Raw genomic sequence first — 13,003 nt, forward strand, 5'->3', positions numbered from 1 at the left:
TGTCACGGGCCGCACATAAAGGCGGGGCGGGTATTAACTACGCTTCGGCGCGCCCCGCACGGGGTAACGGGGGGGGGGGGGCCCATTTTTTCCCCGAAAAACTGGGCCCCCCCGCACACCGCAACTGTGCATCCCATTGTTCAAATTACCCGCCACCGCGCAGCCACGCGCCGGCAGGCTCTGGCATTGCGCAGGCAAGATGTGCCATGAGCCGTCGCGCATCTTGCGGGTGTGGCGGAATGGTAGACGCCGGGGACTTAAAAGCACATAATATCCAACGACTTACAAAATATATGTAGCAAAATCAGTTAGATAGAGGCACAATAGAAGGATGAGCGCCTAGCACATTGCTAGCACAAAACGCTCATATATGGTGCCCACCATGACGACCGCTGATATTACCGCTCGCCACAAGATGCTCGATGGCAAAGTCCAACTCTATATCCGGGCTGGCAGTCCGCATTGGCAATGCTCCTGCACGATCGCAGGACGACAGAAGCGAACGACGACCAAGGAAGAGAGTCTTGCCCGCGCCAAGGACGTTGCGCGGGACTGGTATCTCGGCCTCCTTGGCAAATACCGCCAAGGCGAAATCAGGGAAGGCACACCCTTCACGAAAGCCGCCGACCATTTCCTCGCCGAATACGGTGCGATCATGGAAGGCGAGCGAAACGCCCAATATATCAAGAGTCATGGCATCCGACTCAGAGTCCATCTGATCCCCTTCTTTGGGGACAAGATGGTGGAGGAAATCACCCCCGGACTCGTGCAGGAGTATCGTGCCCACCGGATGAAGACCGGAGTCGCAAGGGATAAGAAGACACCCCAGCGACCGGCGCGAAACACCCTGCATCAAGAAATCATCACGCTACGGCACGTCCTCAAGACAGCCGAGCGGCACGGTTGGCTGGCTTACCTCCCCAACATATCTGCACCCTACAAGGCGTCAGGGAAAATCAGCCACCGCGCATGGTTTTCGCCGGAGGAGTATAAGCAGCTCTATAAGGCGACCGGCGACCGGGCGAAGAACCCTAAGAAGGAGCGGTGGCGGTCGGCTTGCGAAGATCTCCACGACTACATCCTGTTCATGGTGAACAGCGGGCTTCGCCCAGACGAAGCCCGGCGCATCGAGGTGCGCGACGTGGAGATCGCAATCGACGGCCCAGATAAGCAAAAGATTCTTCATATCGCCGTGCGCGGCAAGCGCGGCGTCGGCTATTGCAAGACGATGCCCGGCGCGGTGTTACCGTTCCAGCGCGTCGTGAAGCGGCATGGTCGAAAGGCGACCGATTTGCTTTTCCCGACTATCCAGCGCGAGCTGTTCAACACTATCCTCGACGAACTCGATATGAAGAAGGACCGTGAGGGCAACGCCCGCACGACTTACAGCCTTCGCCATACCTACATCAGCTTCCGGCTCATGGAAGGGGCCGACATCTATCAGGTGGCCAAAAACTGCCGCACCAGCGTCGAAATGATCGAGAAATACTACGCCTCTCACATCAAGGACATGATCGACGCCGGGGCCATCAACACCCGGCGACCGAAAAAATGAGGACAGGAGCCTCCGCGACGGACGCCCCTAAGATTATGGAAGCAGCTTTCCTCTTCCGTCCTTGGCAGCCCGCCACGTTCCGCCTAGACTAAGATGTGGCTTTGCGGGCGTGGCGGAATCGGTAGACGCAACGGACTTAAGCTAAGGAAATGAGTGCCTGGGGGGAAACCCCCAGTGCAGAACTGCTCAAATTCGGGGAAACCTTTCAAATGGCAATCCCGAGCCAAGCCCTCGCAAGAGGGAAGGTGTAGAGACTAGACGGGCAGCGCCTAACCCCCGATCTTCGGGGCAGGGTGAAGGGATAGTCCAGACCACAAACGTCCTTTGGGGCGGCGACGAAAGTCGTAGCTGGTAAGAAAATCCGTCGGGCTTTGCCCGTGCCGGTTCAAGTCCGGCCGCCCGCACCACCTTCGTTTCCGATCAGTCCGCCGAACGGCGGATCGTCTGCCAGTCAAGCCGGAACCGGCGACCTGGCTTCTTATTCGCGAAGGCGCGCCTGAACAGGCGGGCCGTTGGCCCTTCGGTCTTCCGAACGGGAGACGGCCATCGCTTACGCCCCTAGATTGGTCGTGTGTGATCTTGACTGACGACTATACGCCTGATCAAGCGCGCTCAATCAGTACCGCAAAGTAGAAATACATTCCGCTAGGATTTTTGAAGCAACCTTCTCGTCTTCCTCTCATATTAGCGGACGTAATATGATTACCTGTAACATACACTCCGATAAATTTCTGGGTAAAGAAGTCGGGGTCGGGTTCCTGTGGAGCATCGCCAGCAGAAAGTGGGACTCCTACAGCTTTGTTTATTTCTAAGCAAACATCTCGATTTATGTCGCGGAGCGCCAAAAGTAGCTCTGCCGTATTAGGCGGGGTGGGTGTCGGTACATCAATCACTGGGTGCCCGCCATTGTAAGAAAAGTCGTCGCTCAATCTGGCTAAGGCCGGAGCACTCTGTGGAGCTACGCCTCCGCCTACAGGATGAAAAACATGACAGCTAAAATCTGTCGGCGCAGTTGGGTTGTAATAGGTATCGGCAGCAGTTGCTGCGCCATCTCCATTTGTATCTGTCCAGAAGCTAATGGTAGTGTCAGCACAGCCATTTACCAACCGCATTCGTGTAATTGCGGATTGAAGCGCGCCCGCATATTGCGTGATCTCTGCTGCGCTAATGAGGATGTTTTCGCGGTTAGAGTTTGAGCCACCCCGACTTGAAGTGGTGATGGCATAGGACAGCGCCGCAAAGAGTGCGACTGCGATCAATATCAGAAATAAAGCATTGCCTTTTTGTGCATACATGACACGCCATAAGTTATTCAAACTTCATGAAATCTAGCACGTCTTTGCCCCCGTGACCAACAGAAGATTTCAGGTGTCGTCCTCATGAGGTGCGCTGTCGGCCTTCCCATCTCGCGCGAGCTCCGGGATCAAGCTGTTAAGAGCTGCCACCAGATCGCGTGGCAGATGCGACCGGCCTGTCAGCCAGCTCCGCACCGTCAAGACCGCCGAATGACGGTGGCCCCTTTCTCGGTCGCCGGGGTCTGTGCCCTTCAAAAAATGCATCTGGCCTCCCATGAGAACATTAGAGGAACAATCTGCCAGATTCGGTATAGCTGCTACAATCGCCGCGAGACCCATATCCACCCAGCACCGTCGCCTTTTGGATAAGCTTCAGTTTTTCGGATTTTTGCGCTCTTATCTTGATAAAATTCGGATTTGAGCCTGTTAGATGAATGCTTATCCGAGATTCCGCTTCGCCCTCGGCGATCTTAACGTGGTATTTTTCGGAACCCGGCTTCCTTAAGGTAAGAAAATTCGGTATGATGAGGGAGAAAGGCACCCTTAATGTCCGAATTTTCCGCCGCCACCTACCCAGAAGTCTTCGTTTCAAACACGGCCATATCCAAGGCCGTGTATGAGGCTGTCGAGCGAGGCGAGCTGCGCAAGATCGGCTCGCGCCTCTACACCCGCAATCTGACCGAAGATCCGGAACGACTGGTACGTCGCAACTGGTATCACCTGATCACCAGCTATTACCCCGACGCGCTGATCACAGATCGCACCGCGCTTGAAAACAAGCCCGCCGAGGATGGCTCGGTCTTTCTTGTCTCCACCAAGACGACCGAGACACAGCTTCCCGGCCTGACCCTGCGTCCCCGTCAGGGCAAGGGTGCGATCGACACCGATAAGCCCTTTATCGGTGGCGCACGGCTCGCATCAACGCCGCGCGCCTATCTTGAAAACATGAAATCGTCGCGCGCGCGCGGTGGACGTGTGCCGCGCACACTGACGCGCGAAGAACTGGAACAGCGCCTTGATGCGCTTTTGCGCGGTCAGGGTGAAGGTGCCCTCAACAAGCTGCGCGATGACGCGCGCGCTATTGCGCCAAACCTTGAGCTTGAGGCTGAATGCGAAGCACTGAACGACTTGATCGGTGCCTTCCTCGGCACGCGGGAAGCCAAGACCGAAAGCGCCGTCGGCAAAGCACGGGCCGCAGGACATCCCTATGATCCCGACCGGGTTGCGCTGTTTGAGACGCTGTTTGGGGCGCTGCGTGAAGCTATTCCCACCCCGCGCATCGCGTCGGCAGCGGCAGGCGAAGCCGCCACCAATCTGGCCTTCTTCGAGGCCTACTTCTCGAATTTCATTGAGGGCACCGAGTTCAGCGTCGGGGAGGCGCGCGAAATCGTCTTTGAAGGCGCGATCCCCACGGAACGGCCAGAGGATGCCCATGACGTGCTCGGCACGTTCCGCATCGTTTCCGATGCGCAGGACATGAGCACCCTGCCAACGAGCAGCGAGGAATTTGAAGCGCTCCTGCGCCGTCGTCACGCCACGATCATGCAAGCGCGGCCAGACAAGAACCCCGGTGGTTATAAGACCAAGGTCAACCAGGCGGGCAATACCGTTTTTGTCACACCCGAGCTTGTGAACGGGACACTAGAGCGTGGCTTCGAGTTCTATCGTGCCTTGGAAGAACCCTTCCAGCGCGCGGTGTTCATGATGATCATCGTCAGCGAAGTGCATCCTTTCGCAGACGGCAACGGGCGCACCGCCCGGATCATGATGAACGCCGAACTGGTAGCGGCAGGGCAGGAACGCATCATCATCCCCACGGCCTACCGCACCGATTACCTCGGCGCGCTCAAGGCCTTTTCCAAGAACGGCCTCACCACGCCGCTCATCCGTATGCTCGATATCGCACAGAACTACACAGGCATGATTGACTGGAGCACCTTCGAGGGTGCCCGTGCCATGCTGGAGGATACCAATGCCTTTGCGGAAGGCGAAGACGCTAAGCTCAAGTACAATAGAAAATAGATCAGCCTGTTGGGCGTCCCCCTCTCACCGTCGCCAAGGCTTCGGCGGTTCGGGTCGGGCTCTATGGCCTCACGGCCACCAAACCCCCGCGCACCGCGCAAGCCCTTAACGGGCGGGGTTTCGGCCCATCCGGGTGACGATCCCTGACGCGACCGGCGGCAACGCCGCCGACCTTGAGAGCCGTCAGAACTTCGGCCCTGCGGGCGGGCGAAAAACGCTGCGCTGCTTGAGGCGCAGGATTGCAGCTTCGATGTTGCGCAAGGTAGCACCAATATGAGGGCAGCTTTCAGCCGTCTGGCCCATACGGGCAAGGTCTTGCATGATCCGGGCGTAGAGGGTGCGCAGTTCCTGTTCGCTGAGGTGGCTGAGATCAGCTGGGGCGATAAACTGAGACATGGATTTTCTCCCTGTGGCTTGGGCCGCGACCATCGCGGAACCTTCATGCGCAGACAGGGAGCAGCGCGTTCGTTAGGCCGCACCTTGGGCGAAACGCAGTGGAGAAGCCGACAGGCTTGCGGCAGGAAGACGAACCGATGCGAGGATGCTCATAAGAAGGGCCGCTGGACTCGCGGTTGCTTGGGGAGAAATCTGTAGTCCCCATCGCGCCTGATTGAGGTCCGACCGGGCAAACGAAGACTACCCGCTGACAAAATCAACCGTTGCCGGTAAAGACTCGCTTGGGGGCAGCACGAATGCGCTGACAGTGGCGACTTCCTGGCCAGTCCCTTCCGTGAAGCAGGAGGGTCTATTCGTTCTCTGCTGGCCTTTGTCGCTGCGCTTGCAATTGCGCTTGCCGTTCCGGCGGGTGCGACCTTCACGCCGCCAGATGTACCCCAGCGGGAGGCCACTGCTCTGGTGCTCGGGAAGGACGCTGCTCAGATCGGTTACATCGAACGCGAGCGAAGGCGCGCCGATGTACCGGACAATTTCGCGGCTTCGACGCTGAATTTTGCCCGGCAGCGACTGGCCGCTGCCGATCCCGGTATCCGCCAAGAAGCCGAAAGGTATGGCCGCCGCATCCTCCAAGCGGGCACCAGCACCGGCTGGCTGCGGTCATGGCCGGACCCCATGAAGATAAAGGCCGATATTGCCGCACGAAGCCGGGGGGAGAGCGACCTTGTGATCGCCGCTCGACAGGCAGGACACCTGTTGATGTTCAATGCCGCGCTGCCAGATTTTGCGGACACCATCTACGACGCCCGAATGCCGCTTGACGTTCAGGCACGACGCGTCGCCTATCTGACCCACTATCTCGACACCAGAGACCGCCAGACTCCCCGCTTTGAGGACACTTGTCCTGAGCGCGGGCCTTGCAGACGCCGAGAGTTCTTTCAGATTTCGAGTGACTACCGATACGGCCCTGAGGCCGCCACGGAAGCAGCAAATCTCTATCTGCCCGAGAGCCAGCGCGCGCGCTTTATCGACGTGACCGATTCCAGAGGGACACGGAGTCCGGCTCCGGCAGCAAGCCAGCCAACAGTGCCCTCGGCCCCTAGCTCCCTGCCATCCATCATCGTCTCTGCCTTGTTCTTGGCGGGTGCATTGATCGTTGGAAACATCCTGTTTCGGATGATCAGGAACAGGGCCGGTTCGGGTCCATCTACGCGGCACGGCAGCGCGCAATTCGCATCAATGCAGTTCGGGATGCCGGATGACCCAAGAAGCCTCCATCACGGAGTATTCCTCGGGTTCAGCCACCGGCTTGGTGACGCGCGCGCCGTGGTGGGCCGCCCGATCCTAACCACCCAAGAAGCGCATACGTTGATTGTAGCGCCATCAGGCTCAGGCAAAGGCACGCGCGTCATCGTGCCCACGCTCATGCTCTACAAGCCATCGCTTATCGTCTTTGACCCCAAGGGCGAAAACGCGGCGATAACGGCCCGCTATCGCCGCGACGAAATGGGCCACAAGGTGCATATCCTGAACCCGTGGGGAGAACTGGCCGACCTGTTCAAGAGCTACGGTTTCAGTCCTGCTACCCTCAATCCACTCGATGCACTGGACCGCAACGACCCAAACGTCGTCGCCACGGCGCGGGCCATCGCCATCGCAATCTGTATCAGGCCCGATGATAAGAACCCCATCTGGCAGAACTATGCCGCAGGGCTATTGGCCTCGATTCTGCTGTGGGTGACAGACCAACCCGGCGAGAGCAAAACCTTGGGCCGTGTCGCCGATCTTGTCAGCGGCGGTGAAACAGGTGGCGACTTGCGCACCACGCTGCTGCCGCAAATGATTGCCAGTTCTTCATTCAAGGGCGCGATGCGCAAATCTATCGGCCAGCTCCCGCACCTTGCCAACGAAACCTACACCGGCATCATCTTCAATTTGACGGAGGCGCTCCAGTTCCTGGTCGACGACCTGTTGGTAGCGGCGACAGACCACTCCACTTTTGACATTGCCGATCTGACCCGTGCGGACACGACGGTATTCCTCGTCATCCCTACCGAGCAGCTTAAGACACAGTCGGTTTGGGTCCGGCTCCTGTTGGCATCCGTCACCAGCACGTTCAGGCGCCACTCTCCCGCCTCGAAAGGGCGTCGGGGTATGTTCCTGCTCGACGAGTTTCTCGTGCTGGGCCGTGTCGACCAGATCGTAGAAGACCTCACCTTCATGCGCGGATACGGGCTCGACCTTACGATAGTCATTCAGGATCTCGGACGGCTTAGGAAGTTCTATGGCGAGGAAGCCGACACCATCCTGAGCAACTGCGGCTGGAAGTGGTTTTGTAACGTCCAAGACCTCAAGACGGCCCAATACGTCAGCTCGGCCTTGGGCACGACAACGGTCGAAAGCTTTAGCCAGACGACCGGGAGCGGGGGCGGAGGCAGCACCACGATGGGCGAAATGGCTCGTCCCCTCCTGATGCCGGAAGAAGTCATGCAGCTAGGGAAAGGGGTCTACGACATGCAGGCCGATGGCTATTCGCTGGACGACAAGCGCAATGCGCTTTTGTCCGAGGACAAGCTGGGCGTGCTGACGCAAGCACCCTTGGCTACCTCAACCGCGATGTGCGCGCACGCCTGCTCGACGAAGTGAACGGCATGAGCCTCGACAACTTCCTTGTCCGTGCCAAGCGAAAGTCGGTCGAACATTTCCAGCAGCCCGCAGCATGGCAAACCCTTTCAGGCGACGACCGCGAGGCGTTGATTGCCGATGTTGCGGGGCTGCCCTCGGCGCTGGAAGACAATGACACCGCAGCCAAGCAGTTCGATTATATCGTCCTGTCCGGCCAGCTTGCCTTGCTGCGCAACGAGGCAGCGTTCAGCCGTTGCAGGGAGAAAGTGACCGCGCTTGCCGCCAAGCTGGAAACGCTTGGCAACGTGCCAATGGTCGCTGCCGAGATGGCTTTGATCCTTGAGTTGCAGACTGATGAATACTGGCAGGACATTGACGCGTGGTCGCTGGAACAGATGCGTCGCCGCCTGCGCGGCTTGATAAAGCTGATCGAAAGTGACGAACGCCACATCGTCTATACAGACTTCGAAGACGAGATCGGTGCAGGATCGAAAATCGACCTTCCCGACGTTAGCGTGGGAACCGATAAGGCGCGCTTCCAGATGAAAGTGCGCCATTTCCTGAAGCAGCACCTCGATCACATAACCGTTCAGAAGTTGCGCCGCAACGAACAGCTCACCCCGCAGGATTTGTTAGAGCTGGAGCGGATCTTACGCGAAGAAACAGAGGCGAGCGACGCGGACCTAGCAGTTATAACGAGCGAAGGCGGACTAGGATTGTTTGTCCGTTCGCTGATTGGCCTTGATCGTGATGCGGCAAAGGATGCCTTTGCAGAGGTTCTCGCAGGACAGAACCTCAATGCGAACCAGATTGAGTTCATCAACCTGATCATCGACTACCTGACCGAGCGCGGTGCAATGGATCCACGACGTCTTTACGAAAGTCCGTTTACCGACTTCGACGATCAGGGTGTCAGCGGCGTCTTCCCGCAAGCCGACGTGCGGCGGATCGTGCAAGTTCTCAATGACGTTAGCGGGAGGGCGGCTGCGTGAGGAACCCAAATAAAAACTTCTCTGGATCAATATGGCGCAGGTGGGATTTGCATCTTCATGCACCAGGCACCAAACTGTCCAGTGGTTTTGGATCCCCCGACGAAGCGGGCCTTAAAAGATATGTAGACACTCTCGAAAAATCTGACGTCCACGGTTTCGGCATCACAGACTATTTTTCATTCGACAGCTACTTCCTTGTACGAAATGCATATATAACTGCATATCCTGATAGCCAAAAACTTCTAATCCCAAACATAGAATTTCGCCTACTGGAAGCAATTAGTAAGGATGTAAGGCACATCCACGCCCACGTACTTATTGACCCGAACGCCGCCTCTGAGAGCAAGCTCAATACCCTATTGAGCGATTTGCTTACGCACATCACGCGTGATGGTGGCAGAGTAAGGTGCAACGAGCTTTCGACAAAAGCTGACTACGAGCAGGCCACTGTAGGCATCGTTGATTTACGAGACGCTCTAAAAGCTGTCTTTCCAGATCGATCCACTTACATGATTATCCTCGCAGCGAACAACGATGGCTTGAAAGGCGTCGATACAAAATCTCCGAGAAGCCTCTCAATCTCCGATGAGCTCGACAAGGCCAGCAATGGTAAGATAATTGGGCATCAACCTTATACAATAATTTGAGCATCCCCCTTCGGGCCGTGCTCTATCGCTGGCGCGACGAAACCCGCCTCGCGGTTTCCGCCAATTCGGGTGACGATCCCTGACGCTTGAATAGCTGACGGCCTTATGGGCCGAACTATTTCTGTTCTTCGAGGGAAAGATGGCTCTGCCTCTCTCTCCCTGCAAGGCCATGCTTTGGTGGCCGTGGCTCGCCTTCGGCTGCGCCCGCACCACCCACCGGCACCAGACCTTGCCCCCTCTCTCTCCGCTGTTCGCCACGAGGCAGGGTTTCAGAGCGCGACCTGAAACCCAAGCCCAATGGAGCAGAACAATGGAACCGAACCTAACCCTCCCCACGGCTGCCGCCGTGCACCCGCCGCCGCACCCTTTGCAAACGGCGGAAAATCAAACTTCAGACGCATCGGATTTTTGGTGGACAGGGACTCGAGATCGTGGAATTGTAATCTTGAGTTGTTAGCCCGTTTAGCACAAGCTTTAGCACAAAATCACATCATCGGCTAAATGGTCCATTCAATTCAATGGCTTAACCTAGCCCCTATCAGACTTAAAATCCCCTGATCTTTGATCGTGCTGGTTCGAGTCCAGTCACCCGCACCAGTAATCCGCGCTTCAACCCTTTCCGGCGAAAAGGTTGGCCGGATTACTCCCAAGCGCAAGCGACGCACCACCCCTAACCGCGATTAGCTCCGCCTTAACGCCTTACCCCTAATTCTCGCAAAGAATCATGGGGCAACCGCGTCCCGTCAGCGGCCCAGCAGGGTGCGTGGCGGGTTGGGACAACACGGCATGGACAAGGCTGCGAATACAGCAAAGCTGGATCAGCAACCGCCCATCACGGGTGAGGAAATGCGCGCCGCACCGCGCTTTACCTTGCTGATCCGCGCGGCCAAACTGATCTCTGCTCAGGGCGAATTCGTGTGCGTTATCCGCGACGTGTCCGAAACCGGGGTGAGCGTTCGGCTGTTCCATACGCTGCCCGGCTGCAAGAATTTCGCGCTGCACCTGGCTGGGGGCGCGACCTATGAGCTCACCCAGGTCTGGGAGCGCGGCAACGAAGCGGGCTTCACCTTTGTGAACACAGTCGCCGTGCAACAGTTGATCAGCGAATCCGGCGAATATCCCAAGCGCGGCTTGCGACTGGGCCTGTGCTTCCCGGTGACGATCGCCTCGCTTTCTCAGCGGTTGGAGGGCGTGGTCGAAAACCTGTCGCAGCAGGGCGCACGAATTGCCTGCGACGGTTTGCTGGCGATTGATCAGAGCGTGCGAATCGAGGTGCCGACCGTGAACGGCGAAATGCGCGAAGTGCGCGCCAAGGTGCGGTGGCGGCGCGATTCGCACTATGGCGTGGTGTTCGACGACACCTTCGCGCTTGGCGATTTCGCGCGTCTTGCAGCGCGGTTGCAGGCCCCGGCGCTGTTAAGAGAATAATTCGCAGGCCCGTGCCGCGCTTGAGCATTCCCAGCGCGTGATGCGTCAGGCGGGAACGAATGTCAGCGCCACCCCGTTGATGCAGTGGCGTTTGCCCGTGGGTTTCGGCCCATCTCCGAAAATATGCCCCAGATGCCCACCGCAATCGGCGCAGTGCACTTCGGTGCGGGGAAAGCCGATCTTGTAATCGGTGCTGGTGCCAACCGCCCCCTTGTCTATGGCCCGCCAGAAACTCGGCCAGCCGGTGCGGCTGTCGTATTTATGCGCCGAGGCATAAAGCGCGTTGCCGCAACCCGCGCACACGAATGTGCCCGCGCGCTTTTCCTTATCGAGGGGCGAGGTAAAGGCGCGTTCCGTCCCGCCCTGGCGCAGCACATGGAACTGATCTTTCGTCAGAACCCGGCGCCATTCGGCTTCGCTTTTGGCCTTGGGAAAGCTCTTGGCCTCCGCCGGTGCCGCGCCGCAGGACGCCAGAAACGGCAGCGCAGCACCGATCCCGGCAGCGGCGATCACAGTGCGGCGGTGAAGCAGGGGCAGGCGCATCGGGCGATCCTTCGTCATCGGGGGCGGCAACTCACCCTGATGTTACGCGCGAATCGCCGCGATGGTTTCACGCCTGTGCGCTTTGCATTCTCTGGCCGAATCAGAAGGTGGTGATTTCCACCTCCAGCTTGCGGAAGCCGTGGACGAAATTGGCGCGCACGCGCTCAACATCGCCCGCGACGTGCACCCGCATCCGGCGCTTGTGCATTTCTTCGAGCAGCACCTTCAGCTGCAATTCCGCCAGCCGCGCACCAACGCAGCGGTGGATGCCGTAACCGAACGCAAGATGCCGCCGGGCATTTTCGCGCGTGATATCGAGCTTGTCCGGATTATCGAACACCTCTTCGTCGCGATTGGCCGATAGATACCACAGCACCACCTTTTCGCCCTTTTTGATGGTCTGCCCGAACAGTTCGGTGTCTTCGGTGCAGGTGCGGCGCATATGGGCGAGCGGGGTCTGGTAACGCAGGCATTCCTGCACCGCGTTGGGGATCAGTTCGGGCTGTTCTTCGAACAATTTGCGCTGATCGGGAAACTTGTCGAGCGCGTGGATGATGCCGCTCATGGTGTTGCGGGTGGTGTCATTGCCGCCGACGATCAGCAGCACCAGATTGCCCATGAATTCTTCGGGCCGCATCTGGTTCATCGCTTCGGAATGGAGCATCATCGAGATGAGATCATTGCCCGGTTCCTTGTCCATCGTGCGTTCGATCCACAGCGACTGGAAATAGGCCGCCATTTCCTGCAACACGCTCCAGCGCAGTTCGTCCAGCTCGCGCACGGTGGCGAGTTCGGTATCGCCCGACCAGTCCGACCAGAAGGTGAGCAACCGGCGGTCTTCCCACGGGAAGCCGAACAGGATGGCGAGCATCCCGGTGGTCAGTTCGATCGAGACGGTATCGACCCAGTCAAACACCTCCCCGCGCGGCAGCGAATCGAGCAGTTCACCGGTGCGGGCGCGGATTTCCGCTTCCATGTCGGTGATCGCGGTGGGGGTGAATTTGGGCGCGACGGTGCGGCGCTGGCCGGTGTGCTGCGGGCGATCCATCGCAATGAACATCGGCAGTTCGCGAGTCGAAATATTGGCCGCCGCAGCCTCTTCCTCGCTCAGCCGTTCAAGGATAGTGATGCCGCCATATTCCCAGCTGGATGAGAAAGTTTCGGGCAGGGCTTCAATATGTTGAATCGCCTTGTGGCCGACCACTGCCCAATAGGGGCCGAACGGGCTTTCGGGGATGTAATGCAGCGGTCCGGCGGCGCGCATTTCGGCAAAGATCGGCTGCCAGGTGTCATTGAAATAGATGTCCGAGCGGCTGACATCCCACTTGTGCGGGTGCTGCGGGCGTTCTTCGGGATGGGCGGCGAAATGTGCTTTCAGCGCCTCGTATGAGGTCGGTTCGCGGCGCACTTGCGGGCGCTGGGGTGGGGCGATGGTGGCCATTATTCTCTCCCGCCGGGCAGCCGATGGGTTTGCGGCTGCTCTCGTATGAACCGCATCCTGCC

General features: G+C 58.4%; 10 protein-coding genes. 6 read left to right on the forward strand and 4 right to left on the reverse strand.

Annotation, left to right across the window (positions count from 1 at the left end):
• The first annotated feature begins 382 nt into the window (after nucleotides 1-382).
• The gene (locus tag ABIE62_RS10685) at nucleotides 383-1,555 is read left to right on the forward strand and encodes a tyrosine-type recombinase/integrase (RefSeq protein ID WP_354325907.1); all 1,173 of its coding nucleotides are present in this window, start codon (nucleotides 383-385) and stop codon (nucleotides 1,553-1,555) included.
• Between the two features lie 602 nt (nucleotides 1,556-2,157).
• Here ABIE62_RS10685 and ABIE62_RS10690 read toward each other — a convergent pair.
• Entirely contained in the window at nucleotides 2,158-2,850 is a 693-nt protein-coding gene (locus ABIE62_RS10690; RefSeq protein WP_354325909.1) for a hypothetical protein, read from the reverse strand.
• A gap of 546 nt (nucleotides 2,851-3,396) precedes the next feature.
• On the opposite strand from ABIE62_RS10690, the gene ABIE62_RS10695 reads away from it, so the two are divergent.
• Nucleotides 3,397-4,872, forward strand: coding sequence for a Fic family protein (locus tag ABIE62_RS10695; protein ID WP_354325910.1), 1,476 nt, complete (start codon nucleotides 3,397-3,399; stop codon nucleotides 4,870-4,872).
• 183 nt (nucleotides 4,873-5,055) lie between these two features.
• Here the strand turns inward: ABIE62_RS10695 and ABIE62_RS10700 are convergent, their stop codons facing one another.
• The gene (locus ABIE62_RS10700; RefSeq protein WP_354325911.1) at nucleotides 5,056-5,268 is read right to left on the reverse strand and encodes a hypothetical protein; all 213 of its coding nucleotides are present in this window, start codon (nucleotides 5,266-5,268) and stop codon (nucleotides 5,056-5,058) included.
• Nucleotides 5,269-5,727: 459 nt separating this feature from the next.
• Between ABIE62_RS10700 and ABIE62_RS10705 the strand changes: the two genes are divergently transcribed.
• The 4 genes from ABIE62_RS10705 to ABIE62_RS10720 all read left to right on the forward strand — a co-directional run bounded on the left by ABIE62_RS10705 (nucleotide 5,728) and on the right by ABIE62_RS10720 (nucleotide 10,957).
• On the forward strand, nucleotides 5,728-7,911 hold the full coding sequence (locus ABIE62_RS10705; RefSeq protein ID WP_354325912.1) for a type IV secretory system conjugative DNA transfer family protein: 2,184 nt from the start codon (nucleotides 5,728-5,730) through the stop codon (nucleotides 7,909-7,911).
• Complete coding sequence (locus ABIE62_RS10710) at nucleotides 7,884-8,882, forward strand: type I restriction-modification enzyme R subunit C-terminal domain-containing protein (protein ID WP_354325913.1); 999 nt, start codon at nucleotides 7,884-7,886, stop codon at nucleotides 8,880-8,882. The genes ABIE62_RS10705 and ABIE62_RS10710 overlap by 28 nt, the downstream gene beginning before the upstream one ends.
• Nucleotides 8,879-9,529, forward strand: a complete 651-nt coding sequence (locus ABIE62_RS10715; RefSeq protein WP_354325915.1) for a hypothetical protein — start codon at nucleotides 8,879-8,881, stop codon at nucleotides 9,527-9,529. Before ABIE62_RS10710 ends, ABIE62_RS10715 begins: the two co-directional genes overlap by 4 nt.
• A 786-nt stretch (nucleotides 9,530-10,315) precedes the next feature.
• Nucleotides 10,316-10,957, forward strand: a complete 642-nt coding sequence (locus ABIE62_RS10720) for a PilZ domain-containing protein (RefSeq protein WP_354325917.1) — start codon at nucleotides 10,316-10,318, stop codon at nucleotides 10,955-10,957.
• 45 nt (nucleotides 10,958-11,002) lie between these two features.
• On the opposite strand, the gene msrB is transcribed toward ABIE62_RS10720, so the two are convergent.
• Complete coding sequence (gene msrB / locus ABIE62_RS10725) at nucleotides 11,003-11,500, reverse strand: peptide-methionine (R)-S-oxide reductase MsrB (protein ID WP_354325918.1); 498 nt, start codon at nucleotides 11,498-11,500, stop codon at nucleotides 11,003-11,005.
• A 100-nt stretch (nucleotides 11,501-11,600) separates the two neighbouring features.
• Nucleotides 11,601-12,941: a cytochrome P450 gene (locus ABIE62_RS10730; protein WP_354325920.1), complete on the reverse strand. Its 1,341-nt coding sequence runs from the start codon at nucleotides 12,939-12,941 to the stop codon at nucleotides 11,601-11,603.
• Nucleotides 12,942-13,003 lie beyond the last annotated feature (62 nt).

Source organism: Porphyrobacter sp. MBR-155, from assembly GCF_040547625.1.
Classification (GTDB): domain Bacteria; phylum Pseudomonadota; class Alphaproteobacteria; order Sphingomonadales; family Sphingomonadaceae; genus Erythrobacter.